A 25,396-nucleotide genomic window follows, 5' to 3' on the forward strand; every position below is an offset into this window, starting at 1 on the left:
GAGCGGGCCGGTGGGTTCTTCGTCCAGAATGGAGGGGAAGTGCCCGCCGACGGGGAGGCCGGACATGGTGCACCGCACAGTGATCGACACCGAACAACTGCCGCCGACGGAACGGTTCGGGATGTGGCTCGACCTGGTCGCCCGGACCGCCGCGCCGCTGCGCATCCGCTCCGACCACCAACACGACTTCCGGGCCCGCGCCGAGTTCGTCGAGCTGGGCCCGATCCGGCTGGTGCGCTACCGCTACCCGTCGCTTGCGGCGGTCCGCACCCCCAAGCTGGTCCGCCGCACCGAGGTGGACTTCCACATGCTCGCTCTCACCACCAACGGCACCGGCATCGCCGGGCAGGCCGGGCGGGAGAGCCGGCTCGGGGCCGGTGAGTTCACCTTCTACGACGGTTCCCGGCCGCACGAGGTGAGCCACCTCGGCGACGGCAACGGCGCGGAGCACGCCGCCTCGATCGTCGCCCTGGTCCCGTACGGGGCGCTCCCGCTCACCCCGGACCAGCTCGCCCCGCTGCTGGCCGGCCGGATGTCGGCCAGCGAGGGGGTCGGCGCGCTGGTCGCCCAGTACCTGACCCGGATCACCAGCCATCCGGAGCAGTACCAGCAGGCCGACGCCGAGCGGCTGGGCGGGGTGGCACTGGACCTGATCGCCACCATGCTCGGCCGGTACCTGGTCGCCGAGGACGAGATGCCCCGCGAGGTACGCCGCCGGGCACTGCTCGCCCAGGTGCAGGCGTACGTCCAGCGGTGCCTCGGTGACGCCGGGCTGACCCCGGCCACCATCGCCGAGGCACACCACATCTCGGTACGCAGCCTGCACCGGCTCTTCGAGGAGGAGCACGCCACGGTGGCGTCGTACATCAGGCAGCTGCGGTTGGAGCGGTGCCGGCGGGACCTGGCCGACCCGACGCTGGCCCACCGGCCGGTGCAGGCCGTCGCCGCCCGCTGGGGCTTCCGGGACAAGGCGCACTTCAGCCGGGCCTTCCGGGCCGCCCACCAGCTCACCCCCCAGGCGTACCGGGAACTGCACCTGCAACAGGCACGGATCGTCAACAGCACGGCGTCCGCAGTCAACCCGGGACCGACATACTGACCGTGGGCCGGCGGTCACCCGACCGCCCGGCCCGACGGTAACGGGGGACCGCGGCGTGGCGTCCGTGACCCAGGCGGGTCACGGACGGCCGCCCGGTGCCGCAGCCCGTCCGGCACACGACCGCCGTCGCCCGGATGGCTCCCCGGCCGCACCGGCCCCGGCCCCGTCGCGCCTTCCCCCCAGGAACAGCGGCGGGGTCGGTCAGGTCTCCGCCAGCAGCTCCAGCACCGACCGTTCGACCTGCTCACGCGGGGCGTCGGCGGGCACCGGCAGCACCACGCCCTCGTGGTAGAGGTCGACCACCCGGGGGTCCACGTACGAGGTCCGGGCCACCGTGGGGGTGTTGCCGAGCAGGTCGGCCACCGCCCGCATCACCCCGGCCACCGCCCGGCGACGGGCCGTCACCGAACGCTGGGTCCCCACGGTCGCCAGTTCGGTGGCCGCCCGGACGGTGGCGTGCCAGGTGCGGAAGTCCTTCGCGGTCATCTCGCCGCCGCTGGCGTCGCGCAGGTAGCCGTTGACCTCGTCGCTGCGCACATCCCGCCAGACCCGCCCGTCCCAGTAGCCGAAGAGGCGTTCCTCGGTACGCCGACGCCGCCGCAGGGTGGTCAGCACCTGGCACAGCTGCGGGTCCTCGATCCGGCGGACCTGTTCGACGCCGCCCTTGGCCGGGAACTCGAACACCACGCAGCCGCCCCGGGACCGGGCGTGCTCCGGGCGCAGGGTGGACACGCCGAAGGTGGCGTCCTCCCCGACGGCGTACTGCTCGTTGCCGACCCGGAAGGCGCCCATGTCGAGCAGCCGGACGACGGTGGCCAGCACCCGGTCCCGGTTCAGCCCCCGCCCGGCCAGGTCACCGGCGATCCGGTCGCGCAGGGTCGGCAGCCGGCGGGCCACCTCCAGCACGTGGTCGAACTTCGCCTCGTCGCGCTTGCGCCGCCACTGCGGGTGGTAGAGGTACTGTCGGCGTCCGGCGGCGTCGGTGCCGGTGGCCAGGATGTGCCCGTTGGGGTACGGCGCGATCCACACGTCGGACCAGGCCGGCGGGATCACCAGCTCGCCCAGCCAGGCAAGCGTGTCCGGGTCCCGCACCCGCTCACCGTGCCGGTCCAGGAAGGTCCAGCCCTTGCCGCGCCGGCGACGCCCGTACCCCGCCCGACCCGGATCACTGCGCCGTAGTCGCACCTCAGACCCGTACCGTTTCCTCGGCCTCGTCCACGGCGGCCAGCACCCGGTCGACCGGGAGCGCCGCCCATCTCGACGCCGTACCTACCCCGGGCACGGCGGCGCAATCCCCGCCCGGGGCCCAGAGCACCCGGTGCCACGGCCGGTCGGCCGGCGGGCCCCAGCGGGCCGGCGGCACCGGGCCGAACAGCAGCACCGACGGGACCCGGTAGGCGGTGGCCAGGTGACCGACCCCGGTGTCCCCGCTGACCACCAGCCGGGCGGCGGCCACCAGGGCGGCCAGCTCACCCAGGTCGGTCCGGCCGGCCAGCACCGCCGAGCGGGGCAGGCCCGCGTCGGCCGCCACCCGGGCGGCCAGGTCCCGTTCCCCGGCCGAGCCGGTCACCACCACCCGGTGCCCCCGGTCGGCCAGCCGCCGGGCCAGCGCGGCGAACCGGTCCGCCGGCCACCGCTTCGCCTCGACCTTGCTGCCCGGGTGCACCACGGTCACCCCGGCCGGCAGCCGGCCCGGCGGTGGGCGGCGCAACGCCAGGTCGGTGCGGTCGGCCGGGATGCCGTACCAGTCGAGCAGCCGGCACCAGCGGTCCACCTCGTGCTCGTCGTCGTCCCAGTCGGGGCCGTCGCGGTGCCCGGCGGGCGGGCACCGGAAGGCCACCAGCCGGCCCGCGCCGGCCAGCATCCGGTGTGACCCCGGCCCGCGTCCGTGCAGGTTGACCGCCACCCGCGGCGGCGGCCCGGACCACGACGGCACGTCATTCGGGAGCGGCCCGGACCACGACGGCACGCCCGGCGACGACCCGTCGGCCGACGGCGGGACGGGCCAGGGCGGCGGGCCGAGGTCGTCGGTGGGCAGCAGCCGGTCGACCCCGCCGACCAGCTCGACCAGCGGGCCCAGCCAGGCCGGCGCGGCCAGCACCAGTTCCTCGCCCGGATGCCCGGCCCGCAGGGCGCGCAGCGCGGGCACCGCCGTGGCCAGGTCACCGACGCCGAGCGCCCGCAACACCAGGATCACGGGTACGAGGTCTCCTGCTCGGCGCAGACCACCAGTTCCCGCACGGTGCTACCGGGTGGCTGGGACAGCGCGAACATGATCGCGGCGGCGGTGTCGGCCGGGTCGTTGAGCTTCGCGTCCGGGCCCGGACGGTACTGCGGGTCGCGGTCGTCGAAGAACGCGGTGCGCATCCCGCCGGGGATGAGCAGGGTCACCCCGACGCTGCCGGCCAGCTCGGCGGCGAGTGACCTGGTGAACCCGACCACCCCGAACTTCGCCGCGCAGTACGCGGTGGCGTCGCCGACCGCCTTGACGCCCAGGGTGGAGGCGACCGTGACGACGTTGCCCCGGGACGCCTCCAGGTAGGGCAGCGCGGCCCGGACCACCGCCACCGTGGCGAGCAGGTCCACCACGACGATCCGTTCCCAGGTGTCGCGGGGGACGTCGGCCAGTCTGCCGGGCACGTCCATGCCGGCGGCGGTCACCACCGCGTCCAGCCCGCCGACCCGTTCGGCCAGGTCCCGGGTGGCCTCCTCGGCGGCCCGGGTGTCGGCCAGGTCGCACTCGATCCACGGCACCCCGTCGGCGGGGGGTCGCCGGTCCAGCACCAGCGGTCGTCCGCCGGCGCGCGCGACGGCGGTGACCACCGCCGCGCCGAGGCCGCTCGACCCGCCGGTGACCAGGACGGCCGGACCGGCACCGGGTGGACTGCTGCTCATCGTGCTCCCTCCGTCGTCGGATGCGCCGGTCCGACCGGGGACCCGGCGGGCTCCGGCCGGCCGGTGCCCCGGCGTTCGCCCCGGGCCGCCGCGATCATGTCGGTGGTGGAGCGCCCGTCCAGGTACGGCACCACCACGCTGTCCCCGCCCCACCGGCGCAACAGCTCGCCCTCCGGCAGGCCCGGCCCGTCGCCGACGCCGGTGGCGTAGTCCCCGCCCTTGACCCAGACGTCGGGCCGCAGCCAGCCCAGCGTGGCGTGCGGGGTGGGTTCGTCGAAGACCACCACCGCGTCGACGCAGCTCAACGCGGCGAGCAGCCGGGCCCGGTCGCCCTGCGGGATCACCGGCCGGTCGGGGCCCTTGAGGCCGGTGACGCTGGTGTCGGAGTTCAGGCAGACCACCAGGCAGTCGCCGAGCTGCCGGGCGGCCTGCAACGTCGCCACGTGCCCGGCGTGCAGCAGGTCGAAGCAGCCCCCGGTGGCGACCACGGTGCCACCGGCAGCGCGGACCTCGGCCACCACCGCGCCCGCCGCGGCGGCCCCGATCCGTTCCCCGCCGCCGACCAGCACCGGCGGGCAGTCCCGCACCGGTACGGGCAGCGCGGCGGCCACCCCGCCGTCGGCCACGTACGCCGACGCCGCGCCGACGGCCGCCTGGACCGCCTCGGAGACCAGCGCGCCCCCGGCGAGCGCCACCGCGGCGGCCGAGGCGAACCGGTCCCCCGCCCCGCAGGTGTCCCCCTCGGCGCTGACCGGCGCGGAGACCATCAGCGGCGTCGCCCCGGCGGAGCAGAGCAGCGCGCCGTCACCCCCGAGGGTGACCACCACCGCCCCGGCCCGCCAGCGTTCCCGCAGTCCCTGGCCGGCGCGGGCGGCGACCGCCAGCCGGGACCCGCCCGGCGGCACCTTGGCCAACTCCCGGGCCTCCGGCTCGTTCGGGGTGACCAGCCGCACCCCGGGCACCGCGACCGGGCCCCGGGGGTGCGGGTCCCAGACCACCGGGGCGCGGGTCGCGGCCAGCGCCGCCCGCAGCGCCGGCTGTCGGGCCACCCCCCGGCCGTAGTCGCTGACCAGCACGGCGGACGCCCCGGCGAGCAGCCGCAGCACCGCCTCGGTGGGTGGCCCCGGTTCGCCCGCCATGCCACCCCGGTCGTGGCGCAGCAGCACCCGGCCCCGGGCCCGCAGCCGGACCTTCTCCGGGGTCGCCCCGGCCAGCGGCAGCCCGTACACCTGCACCCCGGCGGCGGTGAGCAGCGAGCTGAGCCGGGCCGCCCCGGCGTCGTCGGCAAGCGCGGTCACCAGCGCCACCTCGGCACCCGTGGCGGCGGCGAAGACGGCGGCCAGGCCCGCCCCGCCCGGCCGGTCGGCGGCGGCCGTCTCGTCCAGCACCGGCACCGGCGAGTCGGGGCACAGCCGGTTCACCACCCCTTCGACGTCCCGGTCGAGCAGGGTGTCCCCGAGCACCACCAGCGGGCCCCTCACACCGGGTCCCCACGCCGTCGGTCGGCCGTCGGGTCGACGACCACCTCCACCCCGGCCCGGACCGGCCCGCCGTCGGCCACCGGCGATGCGTCGACCGGGTCGTCCGCCGCCGGGTCCACGGGCCGGGCCGCCGACGCGGCGGCGCTGGCCGCCGCCTGGCCGGCCAGCGCGGTCAGCGCCGTGGGCAGCGCCCGGTCGACGTACTCGCAGAGCACATGGGTGGAGACCAGGTGCAGTTCCTGCACCACCTGGCTGTCCGGCGAGGCGACGCCCAGCGCCTCGTGGCAGGCGTCGGCGAGCGGGTTCGGCGTCGGGCCGGTGAACGCCCAGCAGCGCAGCCCGACCTCCCGGGCGGCGGCCACGGCGGCGAGCAGGTTGCCGCTGGACCCGCTGGTGGACATCAGCAGCAGGACGTCACCGGGACGGCCGTGGGCCCGCACCTGCCGGGCGAAGACCTCGTCGTAGCCGTAGTCGTTGCCGATCGCGGTCAACGCGGAGGTCTCGGCGTGCAGGGCGATCGCCGACAGCGGCCGGCGCTCGTCGCGCAGCCGGCCTACCAGTTCGGCGGTGAGGTGCTGGGCCTCGGCGGCGCTGCCCCCGTTGCCGGCGACCAGCAACCGCCCGCCGCCGACCAGGATGCCGGCCAGCTCGGTGCCCCAGCGGGCCAGCAACGGCTCCGCCGCACGGTACGGCAGCAGCGCCTCGGCCAGCAGGGTCAGGTGCGCGTCGAGCAGGCCGGCCCGTGCCGCCCGGGTCGAGGTCGTCATCAGGCGACCACCCGGCTCGGCCTGCGTACGGCGGCGACCTCGGCGTACACCTCGGTCAACCGGTCGGCGGCGGTGGCCCACGAGTAGCTGCGGCGGGCCCGCTGCAACGCGGCGGTGGCGTAGCCGTAGCGGCGGGCCGGGTCGCCGAGCAGGCCGGCCAGCGCGTCGCCCAGCGCCTGCGGGTCCCGGGCCGGCACCAGGTCCCCGGTCACCCCGTCGACCACGGTGTCCCGGATGCCGCCGACCGCCGTGCCGACGACGGGCACCCCGCAGGCCATCGCCTCCAACGGGGTCAGCCCGAACGGCTCGTACCAGGGGGCGGCGACCAGCACGTCGGCCGACCGGTACCAGCGGCCCATCTCCTCCCGGGGCACCGCCCCGACCAGCCGGACCCGGTCGGCGACCCCGCAGGTGCCGGCGAGCGCCCGCAGCCGCCGGGCGCACGGGTCGGTCTCCAGCAGCCCGGCGGGCGGCCCGCCGACGACCACGCACTCGGCGTCGGGCACCAGCGCCATCGCCCGGATCACCGTCTGGAAGCCCTTGCGTTCCACCAGCCGGCCGACGGTGAGCACCCGGGGCCGGTCGGCGTCACGGTCGACGGCCGGGCCGAGCGGGGCGAAGGTGTCCAGGTTCACCCCGGACGGCACGACGGTCATCCGGGACCGGGGTACGCCGAGCCGGACCAGCTCGCCGACCTCGTCGCTGCACTGGGCGACGACCCGGTCGACGGCGCACCCCAGTTCCCGTTCGTAGCCGATCCGCCGGGCCGGGCTGGTGTCCTGGACCCCCTGGTGACGCCGCTTGACCGTGCCCAACGCGTGGTACGTCTGCACCACCGGCACCCCGGTCTGCCGGCCGGCGGCCAGCGCGGCCAACCCGCTCATCCAGAAGTGCGCGTGCACCACCTCGGGCACCCAGTCCCCGCCCCGCCAGCGGCCGGTGAGCCAGTGGCTGAACTCCTTCATGTGCGGCAGTAGGGCGTCCTTGGCGACCGGTTCGGCCGGCCCGGCGGGCACGTGCACCACCTCGTACCCGTCCGGGGCGCGCACGGCGACCGGCAGGTCGACGGCGTCGCGTCGGGTGTAGACCCGGACGTCGTGGCCGGCCGCCACCAGCGCGGCGGAGAGTTCCGCGACGTGCGTGTTCTGCCCACCGGCGTCCTCACCGCCCAGCACGGCGAGCGGGCTGGCATGCTCGGAGATCATCGCGATGCGCATACTTCCTCCTCCAGCAGGCGGTCCCAGTCGGCGAGGAAACGGTCCAGGCCGTAACGGCCCAGCGCGGCGGTCCGCGCCTGCGCACCCGCGCGACGCGCCTCGGCGGGGTCGGCGACGAACCGGGCGGCGGCGGCCAGCAGGGTGTCGACCCGGGTGGACAACGCCCCCGCCGCGGGAGGCACCGCCTGCACGGCCTCGGTGGTGGCCAGCGCGACCACCGGCATCCCGATGGTCATCGCCTCGATCAGGCTCAACCCGAGCGAGGTCCACCGGCACAGGTGCAGGTAGGCCCGCCGCCGGGCCAGCTCGACGTGCATCAGGTGCTGCGGGACGTCGTCGTGGCTGGTCAACCGGTCGGCCGGCAGGCCCAGGTGGTCGGCGAGCCCGGCCACCTTCATGCCGAACACGTCCAGCGGGGCGATCTCGGCGAACCGGGCGAGCAGGTCGGTGCCGGTGATCCGATTCCGGCGTACCGGCTCGTTGATCACCACGGCGAGCCGGTCCAGCTCGCCGGTCCAGGTCACCGCGGGTGGCACCACGCCGTGTTCGACGACGGCGGTGCGGGTGGACCCGTTGTCCCAGAACAGCTCGTTGAAGTGGGTGACGTGGGTGAGCAGCAGGTCCTCCCGGTCGGCCATCGGGTGCCTGGTGTTCGGCACGTCGCCCTTGGGGGTGTTGTGCTCGACGTAGACCGCCGGCACCGCCCGGCCGAGCCACTGCCGGGCCAGGTCGTGTTCCTCGGGGCGTTGCAGCAGCACCACGTCGACGTCGGCGTGGCGCAACTGCTCCGGGGTCACCTCGACGGCGGTGTCCGGCCACGGGTAGGTGCGCGCCCGACCCAGCCCGTACGGGCCCCGGTCGGGGGTGACCGGCACCAGGTAGCGGTGCCTGCCGTGCACGAAGGACGTGGTCCAGGAGCCGTGCACGTGCCAGAGCAGGATGTTCATCGCCGACTCCCCCGCCCGGCGGTCACCGGCGTCACCCCGGCCGGCGTCACCCCGGCCGGGGCGTCGGCGGGGACGCCGAGCAGGCGTACCGCGTCGAGGACCCGGCCCGGTTCGACGGCCGACAGGCAGGGGTGGCCGGGCACCGGACAGACCGTGGCCCGGGTGTCCCGGCACGGTGCGGCGGCGTCGCCCAGCCGGACCGTCGGCACCCGGTAGGGCCCCCACTGTCCGTAGGGGACGGTGGGGGCGAACAGGCTGACCACCGGCACGCCCAGCGCGGCGGCCAGGTGCGCCGGCCCGGTGTTGCCGACCACCAGCGCGCCGGCGTGGGCGAGCACCCCGGCCAGGTCGGCCAGGCCGGTCCGGCCGCCCAGGTCGATGCCGGTGTCGCCGGCCACCCGGGCGGTCAGCGCCGTCTCGTCGGGTCCGCCGGTGACCGCCACCCGGTGCCCGGCGGCGGTGAGGGTCCGCACGATCCGGGCCGCCAGTTCCGGTGGCACGGCCCGGCTCGGCACCGCCGAACCGGGGTGCAGCACCAGGTACCCGGGGCCGCCGAGCCCGGCCGGCGCCGGCGGCACCCGGTCGGCGCGGACCCGCAGTCGCGGATCGTCGCCGGGCGGCAGCGTGAAACCGGCGGCGGCGGCCAGCGACAGCGCCCGCTCCGGCTCGGGCAGCCCGGCGGGGACCCGGTGCCGCACGTCGAGCAGCGAACCCGGGTAGTCGTCGCTGATCGCGCTGACCCTCGGCACGCCGGCCAGCCGCAGCAGCAGCGCCAGCGGCAGGGGCGACTGGTGGAACGAGGTGAACACGACCGCCTCGTCGGCCCGGACCGCGCGCAGCCGGTCGGTGAGCCGGTCGATGTCCGCCGGGTCGACCGGGTCGGGCGTGCCGTCGATCCAGGGCAGCGGCCACTCGACGACCTCGTCGACGCCGGGCAGCAGGGCGGCGGCGGCGCGGCCCCGGGGGCCGCAGAGCAGCACGACCCGCTGCGCGTACCCGGCGACGGCCCGGACGGCCGGGCCGGTGACCAGGACGTCCCCGGCGGAGTCGCTGCGCACCACCAGCACGGTGCCGGCCCGGCGCGGCGGCGGGCCGGCGACCAGGGCGGACCGGGTGAGGATCAGCTCCACGGCGGCGGGCAGGTCGGCGGCGACCTGCCCGGCGGCGGCCACCTCGACGGCCCGGGTGGTGGGGGTGGGCACGAGCACCCCGGCCGCGCCGGCCGCGGCGGCGGCGCCCAGGTCGGCGGCGATGTCCCCGACCAGCACGCAGCGGTCCGGGGTGGTGCCGAGCGCCCGCGCGGCGGCGTGCACCATGCCGGGCGCGGGTTTGCGGCAGGCGCAGCCGGCCCGCTCGTCGTGCGGGCAGCACTGCCAGGTGTCGAACGGGCCGAGCAGCTCCTCGACCCGCGCGTTGACCGCCCGCAGTTGGGCGGCGGTGAACAGCCCCCGGGCCAGCCCCGACTGGTTGGTGACCACGCCGAGCCGTAGCCCGGCGGCGCGCAGCCGGTCCAGCGCCGCCCGCGCGCCGGGCACCGGCCGTACCTTGTCGGGGTCGCCGTTGTAGGGCACGTCCTCGATCAGGGTGCCGTCCCGGTCGAGCAGCACCGCGTCGTACAGTGCGCGGCCGCCCCGGCCAGCGACCGGATCAATCCGGCCTGACCTGCGCTGATACGGCTCCGCGTCCCGTCGCACGGGCGGCGGGTTCCCGAGGCCCCGGGGAGTAAACCTGGCCCTACCGGGCGGTACGCCGCCCGGCGTCGGGCCGGGCCGCGCCGTCGACCCGAACCGGGTCGGTGCAGCGTTACCCGTCGGCCCGGAGAAGCTAACGCGGCGGGTTAGGCCGGGCCGGCCCGGGTACTGCTCAGCGGTGGCAGTCGTGGAGAAAGTGATCGATGCACCCCCGCAGCAGGTCTTCGACGTGCTGGCCGACGGTTGGACGTACAGCGACTGGGTGGTCGGCACGGTGCACGTGCGTGACGTCGACGCGCAGTGGCCCCGGGTCGGCACCCGACTGCACCACCGGGCCGGCCCCTGGCCGTTCTCCCTGGAGGACGCCTCGACGGTGCTGGTCTGCGAGCCGCCGCACCGGCTGGTGCTGCGGGCCGGCCTGTGGCCGGCCGGGGAGGCGGTCGTGGTGTTCACGCTGACCCCGGAAGGGGACGGCGCGACCCGGGTCCGCATCGGCGAGGACTTCGCCGCCGGCCCGTTGCGCTGGATCCGCAACAAGCTCAACGACCTGGTGCTGCACCAGCGCAACAAGGAGACGCTGCGCCGGCTCTGCGACATCGCCACCCGACAGAAGGCCGACGCGCGCGCCGAACGGTGACCGGGCGGTCGCGGGGAGCCTCGGCGGGGTCCCGTCGGGCTTTTGGCTACCCTGTGGGGGAATGCCGACCCCGACTGAGGATGTCCGAGATGATCGAACCCGTGGAGCTGCCGTCACCGTGGCGGGACGCACGCCTGACCGTCGTGGTCCCCACCTACAACGAGGCGGGCAACCTCCCGGTGCTGGTCGAACGGCTGCTGGCCCTTCCGCTGCCGGGCCTGAAGGTGCTCGTCGCCGACGACAACTCGCCGGACGGCACCGGTGAGGTGGCCGACAAGCTGGCCATCGAGAACCCGGACCGGGTGCAGGTCGTGCACCGGGCCGGCAAGGAGGGCCTGGGCCGGGCGTACGTGGACGGCATCGGCCGGGCCCTGGACGGCGGCGCGGAGTACGTGGCGCAGATGGACGCCGACCTGTCGCACCCGCCGGAGGCGCTGCCCGGGATGCTGGGCGCGCTGCTGTCCACCCAGGCGGGGGTGGTGATCGGCTCCCGGTACGTGCCGGGCGGGCAGCTCGACGAGGCGTGGCCGCTCTACCGGCGCGCACTCAGCGGCTGGGCCAACCTCTACGTGCACACCCTGTTGCGGGTGCGCATCCGCGACCTGACCGCCGGCTTCAAGATCTGGCGGGCCGACGCGTTGCGCGACATCGGCCTGCACCGGGTGCAGTCGAACGGTTACAGCTTCCAGGTGGAGATGCACTACCTGGCCACCAAGCTGGGGCACACCATCCTGGAGGTGCCGATCCGGTTCGAGGAGCGGCGCGACGGCGCGTCCAAGATGACCACCGCGACCAAGGTGGAGAGCGCGCTGATGCCGTTCAAGCTGCGCACCCGGCACCGCAACCTGGACTCCTGACCCCGCAGCGGGGTCGTGGGTGGACGGTTCAGCGGTAGAGCGTCCGGTGCGCGGCGTCGATCATGCCGGCGTACACGCTGCCGGTGACGGCGCGGTCGCGGGCCAGCGCCGCCCGGGCGGCGTTCGCGCCGGGTGCGCCGTGCACCCCGCCGCCGGGGTGCGCCGACGCGCTGGCCAGGTAGAGCCGGTCGACCGGGGTGTCGGCCCGGCCCAGGCCGGGGATCGGGCGTAGGAACAGCTGCTGGTACGCCGCGGCGGTGCCGCCGCCCAGCGCCCCGCCGACCAGGCTCGGGTCGCCCTGTTCCAGCTCGGCCGGCCCAGCGACGTGCCGCCCGACGACCAGGCTGCGGAACCCGGGGGCGGCGGCCTCCAGCACGTCCTCCATCCGGTCGACCTGGCGGGCGACGTCCTCGGCCCGCCAGTCCCGCCGGAACGGCAGGTGGGTGTACGCCCACAGCGACTCGGTGCCGGCCGGCGAGTGCGTGGGGTCGGCGGTGGTCATCTGCCCGGCCAGCAGGAACGGCTTCGCCGGGATCTCACCCCGGGCCAGTTCGGCGGAGTACGTGGTGAGGCCGTCGAGGTCGGCGCCCAGGTGCACGGTGCCGGCGCCGGCCACCGCCGGGTTGGTCCACGGCAGCGGGGCGGACAGCGCCCAGTCGACCTTGAGGGTGGAGCCGTCCCAGCGGAAGTGGGCCAGGTCCTCGACCAGTCGGGGCGGCAGCTGGGCGGCCCCGACCAGGTCCAGGTAGAGGGCGGGGGCGGGCACGTCGGCGAGCACCGCCCGGCGGGCCCGCCACAGCTGCCCGTCGACGGTACGGACGCCCACCGCCCGACCCCGGGCGGTGAGCACCCGGTCGACCCGCGCCCGGTAGCTGATCCGGCCGCCCCGCTCGGTGAGCCGGGCCACCAGCGCGTCGGTGATCCGCTGCGCGCCGCCGACCGGCACCGGCCAGCCGACCTGCTGGCCGAGCATGGCCAGCAGCCAGCCGTAGACGCCGGAGCCGGCCTCCTCGGGGGACAGGTCGGTGTGCAGGGCGCAGCCGGCCAGCAGCGCCGGGCCGCCGTCGCCGGTGAACAGTTCGCTGCCGAGCTTGCGCACCGGCAGGACCAGGCGGCGGGCCAGCCGTAACGCGCCGCCGACCCGCAGTTGGCGCAGCAGGCCCAGTCCGCCGCGTACCGGGGGGAACGGGGTGGTGATGGCGTCGAGCATCGGGCCGGACACCTGCGCCCAGTCGGCGTACGCGTGCCGCCAGCGGTCCCCGTCGCCGGGGGCGAACGTCTCCAGCGAGGCGGCGGTGGTGTCCAGGTCCCGGTTGATCACCGCGGCCCGCCCGTCGGGCAGCAGGTGGGCCAGCACGTCGGGGGCGTGCGTCCAGGTCAGGCCGTAGCGGGGCAGGTCGAGGCCGGCCAGCACCGGGGAGGCGTACCCGAGGGGGTAGAAGGAGCTGTACAGGTCGCTGAGGTAACCGGGGGCGGTGACCTCGGCGGAGCGGACCGCCCCGCCGGGTGCGCCGGTCGCCTCCAGCACCAGCACGTCCCAGCCGGCGTCGGCGAGCAGGTTGGCGGCCACCAGGCCGTTGTGTCCGGCGCCGATGACGACGGCGTCCGCGGTGTCCGTGCCCGGCGAGATCATCGGATCCGGCTACCCGGCGGGCAACCGGGCGAAACGCGTTTGCTTCGGCGGGAGCGGGGCATCCCGCCGCATGTACCGGGTGGAGCAACTCATCGGTGGGGTGTGGGGCGCGGGCGGCGAGGGTGGTGAGCTGACGGTCCACGACCCGGCCGACGGCTCCCCGGTCGGCACCGTGCCGGTGGCGACGGCGGACGAGGTGGCCAAGGCGGTCGAGGCGGCCCGGGAGGTGGCCGCCGAGTGGGCGGCGACCCCGACGGCGCAGCGTGCGGAGCTGCTGCACCAGGCGGCGGACGCGGTGGCGGCGGACGCGGAGGAGTTGGCCGCGGCGACCACGGCGGAGATGGGCAAGCCGCTGGGCGACGCCCGGGGCGGGGTGGCGGCCGGCGTCGGCACCCTGCGCCAGTACGCCGAGCTGGGTCCGCTGCGCGGCGGCCGGACGTTGCACGGCGACGGCGACGCGATCGACTTCATGCTGCCGCAGGCGCGGGGGGTGGTGGCGGCGATCACCCCGTGGAACGACCCGGTGGCGGTCTCCTGCGGGTTGCTCGGCGCGGCCCTGGTCACCGGCAACGTGGTGCTCTACAAGCCGAGCGAGCGGACCCCGGTCACCGGGTGGCTGCTGGCCCGGCTGTTCGACGGGGTGTTCCCGGCGGGCGTGCTGTCCCTGCTGACCGGGGGCGCGGAGGTGGGCGCGGCGTTGGCCGCGCAGCCGGTGGACGTGGTCGCGCACGTCGGTGCCACGGCGACCGGCCGGGCGATCGCGGCGGCCTGTGCCCGGACCGGGGCGAAGGCCCTGCTGGAGAACGGCGGCAGCGACCCGCTGGTGGTCGACGCCGGGGTGGACCCGGGGTGGGCGGCCGGGCAGGCGGCGTTGGGCGCGTTCGCCAACGCCGGGCAGCTCTGCGTGGCGGTGGAGCGGATCTACGCGCACCGCGACGTCGCCGAGGACTTCGTCGACGCGTTGGTGCAGCGGGCCGGGGCGCTGACGGTCGGGCCGGGCCGGGACCCGGCCACCGAGCTGGGCCCGCTGGTCGACCGGCGGCACCGCGACCAGGTGCACGGGCAGGTTACGGCCGCTGTGGCGCAGGGGGCGACGCTGCGCGCCGGTGGGGTGCTGCCGGACGGGCCGGGGGCGTTCTATCCGGCGACGGTGGTCACCGACTGCCGGCAGGAGATGACGCTGGTGCGGGAGGAGACGTTCGGGCCGGTGGCGGCCGTGGTGACGGTGGACTCGTTCAGCGAGGCGCTGCGGTGTGCCGCCGATTCGCCGTACGGGCTGGCGGCGACGGTGCTGACCGGGTCGATGAGCCACGCCCAGCGGGCCTTTCGGGAGCTGCCGGTGGGCACGGTGAAGGTCAACGCGGTGTTCGGGGGCGCGCCGGGTGGTGCCGCGCAGCCGCGCCGGGGCAGCGGCCAGGGCTTCGGGTACGGCCCGGAGCTGCTGGACGAGTTCAGCACGGTCAAGGCGGTGCACCTGCAACCGCCGGCCGGCGGCCACTGGTGAGCCGGGCCGCCCCGTCCGGGGCGGCCCCGCGCGTACTTCCGGTCAGTCGCCGCGGGCCTTGCGGGTGGCCCGGTTGTTGGCCTTCTCGATGGCCTTGACCAGTTCCGGCTTGGTCATCCGGCTGCGGCCGGGCACGTCCAGTTTCTTCGCCACCTGCATCAGGTGGTCCTTGGTGGCGTTGGCGTCCACCCCACCGGCGGTGGGGGCCCGGCGGGCGGGGCCGCCGCCTTCGGCCTGGCGGTCGCTGGGGCCCTTGCGGCCCTTCGCTTCCCAGTGGTCGCCCACCTTCTCGAAGCTGTGCTTGACGGCGGCGAAGGCGGCGCGGTGCGCCCGCTCCCCCTCGCCGTAGGTCTGCACCGCCGAGTCGTGTGTCTTCTCCCAGGTGCGCTGCGCCTTCTCCGGGGAGCGTCGCAGCGTGCTGGGCAGTACCTCGCGCCCGGGCATCCCGTCCTCCTCCGCGTCGATTTCCTGGCTTGACCCCAACGGTTCCCTGGGCCCGCACCGGCAAACACCGACGTCGGGTTTGTCGATTTCCACCGTCGGGTACCGCCGGGCCCAGACGCGCGCCGGACGCCGGGTCCGCCGGGTCGTCGGGCGACGAGGAGCCGAGCATGGCAGCGACGACGGAGCCGACCACGGCCGCCGGTGACGACCCGGGGGTACGCGTACCCCGCCGGGTACGCCAGTTGAGCTGGTCGACCTGGCGCGGGGTGCTGGTGCGCAGCGGCCGGGGTTTCGTGAAGGACAACTGCGCCGACTGGGCGGCGGCGTTGACCTACTACGGGGTGCTCGCCCTGTTCCCGTCCACGGTCGTGGTGGTGGCCCTGGTGGGGCTGGTCTCCGACGGCGAGCGGACGGTGGACACCGTGCTGGACCTGGCCCGCGACATCGGGGCCGGTTCGGTGGTCGGCAACGAGGGTTTCGTGTCGGTGGTGCGCACGGTGGTCGACCAGCAGAGCGGGACGAAGGTGCTGCTCAGCTTCGGTCTGGTGGGCGCGTTGTGGTCGGCGTCCGGGTTCATCGGCGCGTTCACCCGGGCCTCCAACGCGGTCTACGGGGTACAGGAGGGCCGCCCGTTCTACCGGCTGCGCCCGTTGCAGATCGGGTTGGCCGGGGTGTCGCTGCTGCTGCTCGCGGTGGTGGCGCTGGGGTTGATCGTCAGCGGCCCGGTGACCGACGCGGTCGGCGACCTGGTGGGTGCCGGTGGGCTGGCCCGGACGACGTGGAGCGTCGTGAAGTGGCCGGTGCTGGCGCTGGTGATGATGACGCTGTTGTCGCTGATGTTCTGGATCGCCCCCAACGTCCGGCAGCCCCGGTTCCGCTGGCTCACCCCGGGCGGGGCGGTGGCGTTGCTGTCCTGGATCGTCGTCTCCTTCGGCTTCGGCCTGTACGTGGCCAACTTCGGCTCGTACGACGTCACCTACGGCAGCCTGGGGGCGGTGATCGCCTTCCTGGTGTGGCTGTACCTGTCGAACTCGGCGCTGATGTTCGGGGTGCAGATCAACGCGGAGTTGCAGCGGGGGCGTCGGTTGCAGGCGGGCGTCGACGACCCGGGTGAGCCGGTGCTGCCGCCGAAGGCCACCGCCGGTTCGTGACCCCGTCGGGTCCGGCGTCCGGGTCGGTGTTTCCCCGGGGCGAGCGCGGGTAGCACAACAGACATGGAACGTGGCAGCAGCAAGCACGCACCGAGGGTCGACGACCAGATGAGCCAGGAGGTCAGCGGCCTGGTCCAGGGGTCGGGGGCCGGTGGTTCCCGGGTCGAGGAGTTCCGCGAGGCGGAGCCGGCCGGCGAGGACCAGCCGGGCGCGACCACGGCACCGGCGGGCGACCTGCGCACCGGCACCCCGCAGGGGATGACCGCACAGGACGTGGAGGCGCGCAGCCGGCTGGGCCGGTTCATCACGATGACGGCCCTGCCCGGCGACCGGCTGGCGCTGGTCGCCAACGCGCGGGAGAACGACGCGCCCGACGACCTGGTGGCCGCCCTGGAGCGCCTGCCGGAGGGCACCCGGTTCCAGACGATTTCCGAGGTGTGGGCCGCACTCGGGCACCGGAACGAGACGACGCGTTGGTGACCGGATCGGCCCACGATCCGGACGGACACCAGCGGCCAGAGGAGGATTTCGCATGAGCGGCGTCATCGAGCACGTGGACGTGTCGGTACCGGTACGGACCGCCTACGACCAGTGGACCCAGTTCGAGGAGTTCCCCCACTTCATGGAGGGGGTGCAGGAGGTCCGGCAGCTGTCGGAGACGATGACCCACTGGACGGTGGAGATCGCCGGGGTCAAGCGCGAGTTCGACGCCGAGATCACCGAGCAGCTCCCCGACGAGCGGGTGGCCTGGAAGTCGACGGGCGGCACCCAGCAGGCCGGTGTGGTGACGTTCCACCGGCTCGACGAGGGCAACACCCGGGTCACCCTGCAGATGGACTTCGAGCCGCACGGCGTGGTCGAGCAGGCGGGCGACAAGCTCGGTGTGGTCGACCGGCGGGCCAAGGGCGACCTGGAGCGGTTCAAGCAGTTCATCGAGCGTCGCGGTCAGGAGACCGGGGCGTGGCGCGGGTCGGTCGACCGTCCGCAGCCCTGATCCCCGTCTCCCCCGACACGGACGCACAGCCCCGACGGCCGCCGGTGAACCGGCGGCCGTCGCCGCGTCCGGGTCCGACCGTTTGCGATCATCGGGTCGGGGTACCGCGCAGGTATGACGGACAACGACGGCAGGGTGTGGCGGGACGAGCAGAGGACGCCGCTGGAGGAACTGGACCGGGCGATCGCCAGATCCACCATCGACGGGCAGGCCGACGACCCGACCGGCAACGACGCGGGCGAGGAGGCCACCTTCGGGCACGGTCCCGAACCGGTGGACCGGGGTGCCGGCCCGCAGGCCGAGCGCCGGGAGATGACCGACACCGAGCGCGCCTACCGCCCCTCCACGACGGGACGTACCGGGCCCGACACGATGTGACGGTCGGCGTCGGGGCCCGCGTCGGGTCGGGGTCGGCGGCATGGGGGCCGATGATGCGGTGTCCCGGTCGAACGACACCGCATCATCGGCCCAGAAGCCCGATTGCCCTGGCTGGCCGAGCCCGAGAAGGGCGGAAGCGGGCTCAGTGGGTGGGGGGCGGCGCGGCGGTCTGGCGGGCGGCTGCGGCGTGCGCCACCAGCAGCGCCACCGCCAGCACGGTCAGCGCCGGGCCGAGCAGCCGCACCGAGATGTCGCCGAGCAGCACGCCGAGCCCAGCCGGGATGAGGGCCGCCCCGATGCCGGCGGCGCCGATCTGCACGCCGATCACCCGGTCGGCGTGCTGCCGGCCGACCCGTTCGGCGGTGCTCAGGGTGAGCAGCGGGAACACGGGCGCGGCGGCGAACCCGAGGACGACCAGGCCGGCCACCGTCACCCAGCCCGGCCCCGGCAGCGCGATCAGCACCGCGCCGACGGCCATGCCCAGCAGGCTGCCCCGCAGCACCCGGGCGGTGCCGAGCCGCTCGGCGACCAGCCCCTGCACCACCCGGCCGACGAAGAGGCTGCCCCAGTAGCCGGAGACCGCCACCCCGGCGGCCTCAGCGGACACCCCCCGCCCCTCGGTGAGCAGCAGGAACGCGTAGAGCCCGGCGGACACCTCGATGGCCACGTAGACGGCGAAGGCGAGCGCGCCGAACCAGACGGCGGGCAACCGGAGCGTGTCGGCGATCCGCACCCCTGCCGGGCCACCGGCCGACCCGCCACGCCCGGCCACCGCCGGACCGTCGACCGGTCCGGGGTGGCCGGCCGGCGCGACGACGCTGTCGTCGGGCCGCGCACCGACCGTCCGGTCGACCGGCGCGGCGGGCGACGGCGGGGAGCCGGCCGTGCGGTCCCGCCATGCGCCGACGGTGAGCGCGAACGCGGTGGCCAACGCGAGCTGGGCGGCGGCGGTGACCGCGTACCCCCAGCGCCAGCCGGCCCCGGTGCTCAGCATGGCGGTCATCACCAGCGGGCCGATCGCCACGCCGAGGCCGAAGAAGGCGTGCATCCAGTTCATGTGCCGGGGGCCGAACGCCCCGGCGGCGTACGCGTTGAGACCGGAGTCGATCGCTCCGGAGCCCAGGCCGAGCACCAGCGCACAGCCGATCAGCACGGTCAGCGCCGGGGCGCTGGCGTACCCGGTCAGCGCGAGGCTGGCCAGCAGGGTGCTGCCGGCCAGCAGCCGGCCCACGCCCAGCCGGGCGAGGGTGAAACCGGCCAGGACGCTGGAGGTCAGGTACCCGATCGTGCCGGCGGTGAGCACCAGCCCGACCGCGCCGGTCGGTACGCCGAACTCGGCGCTGATCGAGGGCCAGCCGACGCCGAGCAGGCCGTCGGGCAGGCCGAGACTGACGAAGGCGAGGTAGGCGAGCAGGAGCAGTGAGGTACGGGGCGGAGCGACGGACACGGAGGCTCATCCTGCCGCATCACCGAGAACGGGTCGACGTGATTGTCGCCTCCCCCGAACCGGTGGTTTGGAACGCCCGAGCGGGCAGTAAACCGGACAGGTCGTCCAGAATCCGCCGTTCGGCTGCCGGTAATCCGAAGGGGTCGCGCAAGACTTTCGGGATGCAACAGGGCTCCGGTTTCCTCACCCCTCGTCAGCGTCGTCTGGCTTGGCTCGGCTTCCTGCTCGCCGCCGTCCAGGCCCCGGTCTCCGCCAGGTTCTCCTCCGACGACTCGTGGCTGTTCAGCCTCTGCGTCGCGCTGATGGTGGCCACCGTGATCATCGCCGACGACGCCAGCCGTCGTCGCCCGGCCGACGCCACCAGCGCGGACTGACCGCCCGGCGGCCCGTCAGGGGGTCGGGCCGGGGAACTCCCGCTGCGGGCAGCTCAGCGGGTGCGCCGGGTCGACCCGGTGCAGGGCGTACCCGGTGCCCTGGGTCGGAACGTGTGTGCTCGGCGCGCGGTCGCCGATCTGGATCAGGGCGTGCCAACCGGTGCGCTGCGCGGTGTACCTGGTGCAGCCGTCGATGACCTCGGTGTGCTGCCGGGCCGCCACGGTGGCCCGGCCCTGGACGAAGCTCGTCGGGTCGGCCGGGTCGCTCCCGGCCAGCAGCAGCGAGGATGCGGCCGTCGTGGTGTGCGCCCAGAACGACTCCCCGGCCGTCAGCCAGAGGTCGGCGACGGTGACCACGTCGTGGTCGACCAGGCTGGAGAAGGTCAGGTCGGGGTCGGCCGGGCCGGTGGTGCCGGAGTGCGTCACCGGCGGCAGGGTGATCGTGGCGGTGTCCGTGCGCTGCTGCACCCAGTACACGCCGGGGGTGTACGCGCTGACCACGGCCGTGTAAGCGCCGAACGGCAGGTGTCCGGCCGTGGAGTCGACCACCACGAAGTCGGTACGACCGAGCCCGTAGACGCTGGTGGCGAGCGTGCTGCCGGCGGCGTCGCGCAGGGTCAGGTCCCAGTCGGCGGTGGCGGCGGGTTGGACGGCGACCACCGACCAGTGCCGCTGGTAGGTGCGGTAGGTGTAGTCCTGCGCGGTCCGGGCGATCTGCACGTCGCCGTCGCCGAGCGCGGTGCCGGCCAGGGCCGCTCCGGGCTGGGCGAGCGGCAGGTCAGGGCCAGGGCGAGGGTGCCGGCGAGGCGCGCGCCGAACCACCGGCGGGCGGAACGGGACAGGGCCATCGGTGGGATTCCTTCCGGGTGGGATCTGGACTGTAGCGACGCCGGACCGCCCGGGGCGTCGTCCCGCGCTGTCGGATATCGGCCCCGCCACGGCGACCGCCGGTGTGCGACCTTGTCGACACCCCGCCGCACACCGGCACCGGCCCGGCACCCGCCGCGCCCCGGTCGCCGTACTCCGGCACCCCCGACCCCGAGGAGCGCCGACCGTGACCAGACGACCGACGGTGTGGACGTGGCTGTTGAGCCTGCTGGCGGTGGTGGCGCTCGCCCCGACGCCGGCGTCGGCCGCACCGCCGGTGGGCGAGCGGGACGCCCGCGACCTCGCCGCCGTACGCAGCGCCGCCGCGCAGGCGTCGTGGTCCACCGGCCCGGTCGCACCCGGCGTCACCCAGGGCTGGGTGTGGAACAACGCCAACCCGCTGAACGCGGCGTACCAGGTGGGGCTGTCCCCCACCGGGGCCGGTGACCTGACCCCCTGCCAGTTCGAGGTGACCCGGACCTGGTACTCCCGGGAGCCGGGCGGCGAGCGGCGGTTCCACTTCACGGTCGCCAACAGCGGCACGCTCACCTGCACGGCCACCGTCCTGCTGTCCTGGCTGACGCCGACCCACGACTGGTCGACAGGCACGCTCGCGCCCGGGGCCAGCGGCAACTACGGCTGGGTGGAGCAGATCGCGCCCACCGTGTCGTACCTGCTGGGGGTGACGCCGACCGGGGCGACCGCGACGGCCGCCTGCCAGTTGGAGATCACCCGCAGCTGGTACCGGCAGGAACCGGACGGGGTACGCAAGTTCTACTTCGTGCTCCGCAACATCGGCACGATCACCTGCTCCGGCCAGTTCCAGCTCGCCCAGACCGGCCCGTCGGCGTCGTGGCGGACCGGCACCCTGCCCGTCGGGGCCTCGGCCACCTGGACCTGGAACAACGCCAACCCGCTGACCGCGGTCTACCTGCCCGGCCTGGCCCCGACGGGAGCCGCCGCAGGCAACGCCTGCCAGTTGGAGGTGACCCGGAGCCGGTACGTGCAACGGGCCAACCCGGACGGCTCCCGCCAGCGGCAGTACGTGCTGACCGTCGGCAACGTCGGGCAGCTGCCGTGCGGCGGCACCGTGCTGCTCGGGTCACTGACCCCCTGACGCCCCGGGGGATTCCGGCACCGCGTCCCGTTGCTGTCCGCCCGGACGCCGACGGTGGCCGGTGCGCCGTCTGCCCGCCGGGGCGCGGATCGGTCCCGGTGGCCGAGGGCCGGTCGGCCACCGGGGGAACCCGTACCGGCCGGGTGGCCGACTCCGCCGGGGTTACCGGGTGGTTAACCTCGATCCTCATGCGAGTGCCGTACCCCCAGGTCGCGACCCGGACCGCCGTACGGGCGGCGCGCTCCCACCTGGCCCTGCTCAGCGCCTCGGTCGGTGCGCCCGGCCTCGCTGCCGCCGCGGCCCGGCCCGGCCTGCTCGCGCTGGTCGACCAGCACGCCGCGGCGATCCGGGACAGCCTCGACGGTGACCGCCGGCCGCTGACCCCGGCCGCCCTGGCCGGCTACGCCGAGGGCGTCCGCGACACCGCCCGGGAGCACGGCCTGCTCCCCGAGGGCGCGGCGGACTTCACCGCCCCGGACTGGGTGCTGGTCCGCCTGCTCGCGGTCTGCGCCCTGGCCCGCACCCTCGACCCCCGGCACCTCGACCCGGCCTGACCCGGTCCACGCGGGAAGGGTGCCCGCCTCGCGCGGACACCCTTCCCGGTGGTACTGCCGACTCAGCTGCCCGGACGGCCGAACTGCTGGGTCTCGTCGCCGGTGCCGGACTGGTAGGTTCCCCGACCGCCGGCCATCGTGCGGGTTTCGTCGACGCGCGGCATGGCCTGCGTCCGCTCGCCGCCCCGGTCGGCCATCTGCCGACCCATGTCGCCCTGCCCGGCGGCGCGGGCCCGCCGGTGCTCCTGGACCGCCCGCGACTCCTCGGCCGCCCGGTCCAGCCAGCCGTCCCAGCGGGACTGCATCGGCTTCACCAGACCGCCGCCGACGCCGACGATCAGGATGCCGGCCACGGTGGCGAGCACCGCGATCAGGACCGGCGTGGTGACCGTGGTGGCGATGCCGACCTGGTTCAGCGCGGCGATCACGCCGAGCGCCAGGATGAAGATGGCCGTCAGGTCGGCCAGCACCTTGCCGTACGACAGGCCGCCGAGCGCACCGGAGACCAGGTCCCGCACGGCGTTGGCGATGGCGGCGGCCACGACCACGATGACGATCGCGATGAACGCCCGCGGCAGCCAGGCCACCACCCCCCGGATGAGGTCGCTGATCGCGTTGGGCCCCCACACGCCGAACGCGAACTGCAGGGTGAACAGCAGCACCGCGTAGTACGCCAGTCGGGCCAGGATGTCACTGGCGTCGTACTTGGTGCGTTCCAACGCGCGTCTGATCCCCCCCCGTTCGACCGCCCGGTCGAAGCCCACCCGTTCCAGCGCTGCGTCCACGATCTTGAGTACCGCGCGGGCGATGAGCCAGCCCACCACGAGGATGACGATGAACGCGATGGCTCTCGGCACGAACAGCAGCACCGACCGCCACATGTCGGTCAAGGCGCTACCGATGTCGACCTGCCTGACCGCAAGGGTTTCCGGCATGATGTCCCTCCTGTCCAATGGACTGCGCCGCCCGGTTACCCGTCCGCCGCAGCGGCACGCCGGAGAATCCGCACCGATTTTCCCGACATGTCTGTAGAAACCCCGCCGGAACTACACGAAGGTCGGCGTCAGTGAAGGCGACGGGCATGATCGGGTCACCCGGGCCGGCTCCGGATAGGCTGCGGGCATGCCAGGCACGGTCGGGCGGGTCCCGACGTCACCAACCCCCGCACCGGGGCCGGCCGGGGTCACACCGGAGGCGGCAGCCGTGCCCGCCCACCCGTGGGCCGACACCCCGCTGGGTCCGCAACAGGGTTGGGACGTGACCATCCGCGTCCTGGTCGACGTGATCCTGTCCTGCCCCGTGCCGATGGCGTTGCACTACGGCGACGACTTCGTGCTGCTCTACAACCAGGCGTACGCGGAGGTGATCGGCGACCGGCACCCCGACGCGATGGGCCGGCCCGCCCCCGAGGTCTACGCCGACCTGTGGCACACCCCGGGCGTCGGCGAGGTCATCGAGCGGGCCTACCGGCACGGCGAGTCCTTCCTCCAGAAGGAGTCGGTGCTCCCCGTCCACCAGCAGGGCACCGGTGAGCACACCGTCTTCACCCGGGGCCACTCCCCGGTCCGCGACAGCACCGGGCGGATCGTCGGCGTGCTCACCGTCGCCGCCCAGACCAGCCAGCTCACCCAGCAGTTGCAGAGCCTGTCCGACTTCGCCGCGGCGCTGTCGGGCACCCTCACGCTCGACGACGTGGCCCGGGTGACGCTGCGCTACGCGCTGCACTCCTTCGACGCCGACCAGGTCTCCTTCGCCGTCGACGACGGCCCCGCCTGGCGGCTGGTCCGCCGGATCCGGGGCGAACTGCTCGACGAGGCCGACGAGCGGCTGCCCCCGCTGTGGCGGCCGATCCCGGCGGACACCACCGCGCCGGTGGTGGTCGGCGCGCGCAGCGGGGTGCCCTTCTTCGCCGGCGACGGCCAGCCGCTGCGGGACACCGCCGTCGACCGGCACGACCAGAAGATCCGCTCGCTGGCCGCGCTGCCGCTGCGCTCGTCGGTGATCCGCGGCGGCCTCGCCGTGGGCTACCAGACCCCGCACGGCTGGACGGCGGCGGAACGGGCGCTGCTGGCCGCCTCGGCCGAACTGGTCGGCCAGGCGGCGGAGCGTGCCCGCCGGTTCGAGACCCAGCACGGTACCGCCCAGCTCCTGCAACGCAGCATGCTCCCGGAGCAGTTGCCGACGCTGCCCCGGCTGCGCATCGCCGCCCGCTACGACCCCGGTGTCGACGGCAACGCCGCCGGGGGCGACTTCTACGACGCGTTCCTGCTGCCCTCCGGTGACCTGGGCGTGGTGCTGGGCGACGTCGCCGGGCACGACGTGCAGGCGGCGGCCCGGATGGGGCAGGTACGCGCGGCGCTGCGGGCGCTGGCGCTGACCGATCCCCGCCCGGACGCCGTCCTGGCCGGGCTGGACCGGCTGGTGGCGAGCCTGGGCACCGAGACCGGCACCCACGAGCTGTTCGTCACGGTGGCCTTCGGGGTGGTCGACGCCGACCGAGGCGAGATCACCCTGGCCAGCGCCGGGCATCCCCCGCCGCTGATCCGGCGGTCCGGGCCGGACGGCGTCGCCACCGCCGTCTTCGTCGAGCTGCCGACCGGCGCGCCCCTGGGGTTGGGCTGTCTGCCGCACACCGCGACCGTGCCCTTCGCCCCCGGCGACACCCTGCTGCTCTACAGCGACGGGGTGGTCGAGCGGCGGCGGCAGAGCCTCACCGCCGGCCTGGCCGGGTTGGCGGCGGCGGTGGCCGGGGCCGCCAGCGGTGACCCCCGGGCGCTGTGTGCGGTCGCCACCGGCGCGGTCCCCGGCGCCACCGAGGACGACGTGGCGGTGCTCGCGGTCGAGCACGCGCTCAAGCCGAGCCGGTCCGCCGGGATGGAGATGCCCGCCGAGCCGACCGCGCCCAGCCGGGTACGCCACTGGATGACCGCGCAGCTGGCCGAGTGGCAGGTGCCCGAGGCGGTGATCGGCGCGGCGGTGCTGTGCACCAGCGAGCTGACCACCAACGCGTTGCTGCACGCCGGCACCGCCGCCCGGGTGGAGATCGACCTCAGCCCGGAACGGCTGCTGGTGTCGGTGGCCGACTCCGGCACCCGGGGCACGGTGACCCGCGCCCAGACCGACACGCTGAGCAGCCGGGGCCGGGGCCTGGGGCTGATCGAACAGCTCTCCGACGCCTGGGGCACCGACCCGACGGTCCGGGGCTCGACGGTCTGGTTCGAGATCCTCCTGCCCCCGGCCTGATCAGGAGTCCCGCCAGCGCGCCAGGTCGGTCCCTGGCTGCGGACCGAGTCCGCCGCTCGGGCGACCATGCGGAGACAAGCGGAGACAAGCCGGACACCC

At 75.2% G+C, this 25,396-nt stretch carries 25 protein-coding genes; 12 read left to right on the forward strand and 13 right to left on the reverse strand.

Annotated elements, in window-relative coordinates; all coding sequences use genetic code 11:
* Positions 1-64 precede the first annotated feature (64 nt).
* Positions 65-1,099 carry an AraC-like ligand-binding domain-containing protein gene (locus tag ACWCHM_RS17245; RefSeq protein ID WP_421488868.1) on the forward strand — a complete coding sequence of 345 codons (1,035 nt, stop codon included), beginning with the start codon at positions 65-67 and terminating at the stop codon, positions 1,097-1,099.
* 201 nt (positions 1,100-1,300) lie between these two features.
* Here ACWCHM_RS17245 and ACWCHM_RS17250 read toward each other — a convergent pair whose 3' ends face one another.
* Genes ACWCHM_RS17250 through ACWCHM_RS17285 form a run of 8 tightly spaced genes read right to left on the reverse strand, consistent with a single transcriptional unit; the run spans position 1,301 to position 10,100 of the window.
* Complete coding sequence (locus ACWCHM_RS17250; protein WP_204961307.1) at positions 1,301-2,284, reverse strand: DNA topoisomerase IB; 984 nt, start codon at positions 2,282-2,284, stop codon at positions 1,301-1,303.
* Position 2,285: 1 nt separating this feature from the next.
* Positions 2,286-3,296, reverse strand: coding sequence for a glycosyltransferase family 9 protein (locus ACWCHM_RS17255; RefSeq protein WP_454219022.1), 1,011 nt, complete (start codon positions 3,294-3,296; stop codon positions 2,286-2,288).
* Entirely contained in the window at positions 3,293-3,994 is a 702-nt protein-coding gene (locus ACWCHM_RS17260) for an SDR family oxidoreductase (protein ID WP_204961305.1), read from the reverse strand. Before ACWCHM_RS17260 ends, ACWCHM_RS17255 begins: the two co-directional genes overlap by 4 nt.
* The gene (locus ACWCHM_RS17265) at positions 3,991-5,475 is read right to left on the reverse strand and encodes a PfkB family carbohydrate kinase (protein ID WP_204961304.1); all 1,485 of its coding nucleotides are present in this window, start codon (positions 5,473-5,475) and stop codon (positions 3,991-3,993) included. The genes ACWCHM_RS17260 and ACWCHM_RS17265 overlap by 4 nt, the downstream gene beginning before the upstream one ends.
* Positions 5,472-6,242, reverse strand: a complete 771-nt coding sequence (locus ACWCHM_RS17270; protein ID WP_454219023.1) for a D-sedoheptulose-7-phosphate isomerase — start codon at positions 6,240-6,242, stop codon at positions 5,472-5,474. Before ACWCHM_RS17270 ends, ACWCHM_RS17265 begins: the two co-directional genes overlap by 4 nt.
* A complete protein-coding gene (locus ACWCHM_RS17275; protein ID WP_454219024.1) occupies positions 6,242-7,459 on the reverse strand; it encodes a glycosyltransferase in 1,218 nt (405 codons plus the stop codon). The genes ACWCHM_RS17270 and ACWCHM_RS17275 overlap by 1 nt, the downstream gene beginning before the upstream one ends.
* On the reverse strand, positions 7,444-8,406 hold the full coding sequence (locus tag ACWCHM_RS17280; protein WP_454219025.1) for a glycosyltransferase: 963 nt from the start codon (positions 8,404-8,406) through the stop codon (positions 7,444-7,446). The genes ACWCHM_RS17275 and ACWCHM_RS17280 overlap by 16 nt, the downstream gene beginning before the upstream one ends.
* Complete coding sequence (locus ACWCHM_RS17285) at positions 8,403-10,100, reverse strand: HAD-IIIA family hydrolase (RefSeq protein WP_454219026.1); 1,698 nt, start codon at positions 10,098-10,100, stop codon at positions 8,403-8,405. The genes ACWCHM_RS17280 and ACWCHM_RS17285 overlap by 4 nt, the downstream gene beginning before the upstream one ends.
* A gap of 184 nt (positions 10,101-10,284) precedes the next feature.
* Between ACWCHM_RS17285 and ACWCHM_RS17290 the strand changes: the two genes are divergently transcribed.
* Both ACWCHM_RS17290 and ACWCHM_RS17295 read left to right on the forward strand, forming a co-directional pair.
* Positions 10,285-10,734 carry an SRPBCC family protein gene (locus ACWCHM_RS17290; RefSeq protein ID WP_454219027.1) on the forward strand — a complete coding sequence of 150 codons (450 nt, stop codon included), beginning with the start codon at positions 10,285-10,287 and terminating at the stop codon, positions 10,732-10,734.
* 89 nt (positions 10,735-10,823) lie between these two features.
* Complete coding sequence (locus ACWCHM_RS17295) at positions 10,824-11,591, forward strand: polyprenol monophosphomannose synthase (RefSeq protein WP_281899017.1); 768 nt, start codon at positions 10,824-10,826, stop codon at positions 11,589-11,591.
* A 28-nt stretch (positions 11,592-11,619) separates the two neighbouring features.
* On the opposite strand, the gene ACWCHM_RS17300 is transcribed toward ACWCHM_RS17295, so the two are convergent.
* Positions 11,620-13,224, reverse strand: coding sequence for a phytoene desaturase family protein (locus ACWCHM_RS17300; protein WP_454219028.1), 1,605 nt, complete (start codon positions 13,222-13,224; stop codon positions 11,620-11,622).
* A 70-nt stretch (positions 13,225-13,294) separates the two neighbouring features.
* On the opposite strand from ACWCHM_RS17300, the gene ACWCHM_RS17305 reads away from it, so the two are divergent.
* Positions 13,295-14,728 carry an aldehyde dehydrogenase family protein gene (locus tag ACWCHM_RS17305; protein WP_281899021.1) on the forward strand — a complete coding sequence of 478 codons (1,434 nt, stop codon included), beginning with the start codon at positions 13,295-13,297 and terminating at the stop codon, positions 14,726-14,728.
* A gap of 42 nt (positions 14,729-14,770) precedes the next feature.
* Here the strand turns inward: ACWCHM_RS17305 and ACWCHM_RS17310 are convergent, their stop codons facing one another.
* Positions 14,771-15,172 carry a ChaB family protein gene (locus tag ACWCHM_RS17310; RefSeq protein ID WP_204961295.1) on the reverse strand — a complete coding sequence of 134 codons (402 nt, stop codon included), beginning with the start codon at positions 15,170-15,172 and terminating at the stop codon, positions 14,771-14,773.
* Between the two features lie 167 nt (positions 15,173-15,339).
* Here ACWCHM_RS17310 and ACWCHM_RS17315 point away from each other — a divergent pair, with 167 nt between their 5' ends.
* The 4 genes from ACWCHM_RS17315 to ACWCHM_RS17330 all read left to right on the forward strand — a co-directional run bounded on the left by ACWCHM_RS17315 (position 15,340) and on the right by ACWCHM_RS17330 (position 17,695).
* Positions 15,340-16,323, forward strand: a complete 984-nt coding sequence (locus ACWCHM_RS17315; protein WP_421488875.1) for a YihY/virulence factor BrkB family protein — start codon at positions 15,340-15,342, stop codon at positions 16,321-16,323.
* 63 nt (positions 16,324-16,386) lie between these two features.
* Positions 16,387-16,803, forward strand: a complete 417-nt coding sequence (locus ACWCHM_RS17320; protein WP_281899026.1) for a DUF2795 domain-containing protein — start codon at positions 16,387-16,389, stop codon at positions 16,801-16,803.
* A gap of 52 nt (positions 16,804-16,855) precedes the next feature.
* Positions 16,856-17,317 (forward strand): SRPBCC family protein, encoded by a 462-nt coding sequence (locus ACWCHM_RS17325; protein WP_281899028.1) that lies wholly within the window; start codon positions 16,856-16,858, stop codon positions 17,315-17,317.
* Positions 17,318-17,431: 114 nt separating this feature from the next.
* Positions 17,432-17,695: a hypothetical protein gene (locus ACWCHM_RS17330; protein ID WP_454219029.1), complete on the forward strand. Its 264-nt coding sequence runs from the start codon at positions 17,432-17,434 to the stop codon at positions 17,693-17,695.
* 142 nt (positions 17,696-17,837) lie between these two features.
* Here ACWCHM_RS17330 and ACWCHM_RS17335 read toward each other — a convergent pair whose 3' ends face one another.
* Positions 17,838-19,142 carry an MFS transporter gene (locus ACWCHM_RS17335; protein WP_204961291.1) on the reverse strand — a complete coding sequence of 435 codons (1,305 nt, stop codon included), beginning with the start codon at positions 19,140-19,142 and terminating at the stop codon, positions 17,838-17,840.
* A gap of 161 nt (positions 19,143-19,303) precedes the next feature.
* On the opposite strand from ACWCHM_RS17335, the gene ACWCHM_RS17340 reads away from it, so the two are divergent.
* The gene (locus tag ACWCHM_RS17340) at positions 19,304-19,516 is read left to right on the forward strand and encodes a hypothetical protein (RefSeq protein WP_088644069.1); all 213 of its coding nucleotides are present in this window, start codon (positions 19,304-19,306) and stop codon (positions 19,514-19,516) included.
* 15 nt (positions 19,517-19,531) lie between these two features.
* Here the strand turns inward: ACWCHM_RS17340 and ACWCHM_RS17345 are convergent, their stop codons facing one another.
* Positions 19,532-20,338, reverse strand: a complete 807-nt coding sequence (locus ACWCHM_RS17345; protein ID WP_454219030.1) for a hypothetical protein — start codon at positions 20,336-20,338, stop codon at positions 19,532-19,534.
* 232 nt (positions 20,339-20,570) lie between these two features.
* Here ACWCHM_RS17345 and ACWCHM_RS17350 point away from each other — a divergent pair, with 232 nt between their 5' ends.
* Together ACWCHM_RS17350 and ACWCHM_RS17355 are read left to right on the forward strand one after the other, a co-directional pair.
* Positions 20,571-21,500, forward strand: a complete 930-nt coding sequence (locus tag ACWCHM_RS17350) for a hypothetical protein (RefSeq protein WP_454219031.1) — start codon at positions 20,571-20,573, stop codon at positions 21,498-21,500.
* A gap of 188 nt (positions 21,501-21,688) precedes the next feature.
* On the forward strand, positions 21,689-22,054 hold the full coding sequence (locus ACWCHM_RS17355; protein ID WP_204961288.1) for a DUF6401 family natural product biosynthesis protein: 366 nt from the start codon (positions 21,689-21,691) through the stop codon (positions 22,052-22,054).
* Positions 22,055-22,116: 62 nt separating this feature from the next.
* Here ACWCHM_RS17355 and ACWCHM_RS17360 read toward each other — a convergent pair whose 3' ends face one another.
* The gene (locus ACWCHM_RS17360) at positions 22,117-22,989 is read right to left on the reverse strand and encodes a membrane protein (RefSeq protein ID WP_454219032.1); all 873 of its coding nucleotides are present in this window, start codon (positions 22,987-22,989) and stop codon (positions 22,117-22,119) included.
* Positions 22,990-23,176: 187 nt separating this feature from the next.
* Between ACWCHM_RS17360 and ACWCHM_RS17365 the strand changes: the two genes are divergently transcribed.
* On the forward strand, positions 23,177-25,297 hold the full coding sequence (locus tag ACWCHM_RS17365) for an ATP-binding SpoIIE family protein phosphatase (RefSeq protein WP_454219033.1): 2,121 nt from the start codon (positions 23,177-23,179) through the stop codon (positions 25,295-25,297).
* Positions 25,298-25,396: the final 99 nt, after the last annotated feature.

Source organism: Micromonospora sp. SCSIO 07396, assembly GCF_053667945.1.

Bases quoted from the DNA above. Each gene is read 5' to 3' on its own strand.
- ACWCHM_RS17245 (WP_421488868.1), top strand. From the start codon at position 65: ATGGTGCACCGCACAGTGATCGACACCGAACAACTGCCGCCGACGGAA.
- ACWCHM_RS17260 (WP_204961305.1), bottom strand. From the start codon at position 3,994: ATGAGCAGCAGTCCACCCGGTGCCGGTCCGGCCGTCCTGGTCACCGGC.
- ACWCHM_RS17270 (WP_454219023.1), bottom strand. From the start codon at position 6,242: ATGACGACCTCGACCCGGGCGGCACGGGCCGGCCTGCTCGACGCGCAC.
- ACWCHM_RS17275 (WP_454219024.1), bottom strand. From the start codon at position 7,459: ATGCGCATCGCGATGATCTCCGAGCATGCCAGCCCGCTCGCCGTGCTG.
- ACWCHM_RS17280 (WP_454219025.1), bottom strand. From the start codon at position 8,406: ATGAACATCCTGCTCTGGCACGTGCACGGCTCCTGGACCACGTCCTTC.
- ACWCHM_RS17295 (WP_281899017.1), top strand. From the start codon at position 10,824: ATGATCGAACCCGTGGAGCTGCCGTCACCGTGGCGGGACGCACGCCTG.
- ACWCHM_RS17300 (WP_454219028.1), bottom strand. From the start codon at position 13,224: ATGATCTCGCCGGGCACGGACACCGCGGACGCCGTCGTCATCGGCGCC.
- ACWCHM_RS17305 (WP_281899021.1), top strand. From the start codon at position 13,295: ATGTACCGGGTGGAGCAACTCATCGGTGGGGTGTGGGGCGCGGGCGGC.
- ACWCHM_RS17310 (WP_204961295.1), bottom strand. From the start codon at position 15,172: ATGCCCGGGCGCGAGGTACTGCCCAGCACGCTGCGACGCTCCCCGGAG.
- ACWCHM_RS17315 (WP_421488875.1), top strand. From the start codon at position 15,340: ATGGCAGCGACGACGGAGCCGACCACGGCCGCCGGTGACGACCCGGGG.
- ACWCHM_RS17320 (WP_281899026.1), top strand. From the start codon at position 16,387: ATGGAACGTGGCAGCAGCAAGCACGCACCGAGGGTCGACGACCAGATG.
- ACWCHM_RS17325 (WP_281899028.1), top strand. From the start codon at position 16,856: ATGAGCGGCGTCATCGAGCACGTGGACGTGTCGGTACCGGTACGGACC.
- ACWCHM_RS17330 (WP_454219029.1), top strand. From the start codon at position 17,432: ATGACGGACAACGACGGCAGGGTGTGGCGGGACGAGCAGAGGACGCCG.
- ACWCHM_RS17340 (WP_088644069.1), top strand. From the start codon at position 19,304: ATGCAACAGGGCTCCGGTTTCCTCACCCCTCGTCAGCGTCGTCTGGCT.
- ACWCHM_RS17355 (WP_204961288.1), top strand. From the start codon at position 21,689: ATGCGAGTGCCGTACCCCCAGGTCGCGACCCGGACCGCCGTACGGGCG.
- ACWCHM_RS17360 (WP_454219032.1), bottom strand. From the start codon at position 22,989: ATGCCGGAAACCCTTGCGGTCAGGCAGGTCGACATCGGTAGCGCCTTG.
- ACWCHM_RS17365 (WP_454219033.1), top strand. From the start codon at position 23,177: ATGCCAGGCACGGTCGGGCGGGTCCCGACGTCACCAACCCCCGCACCG.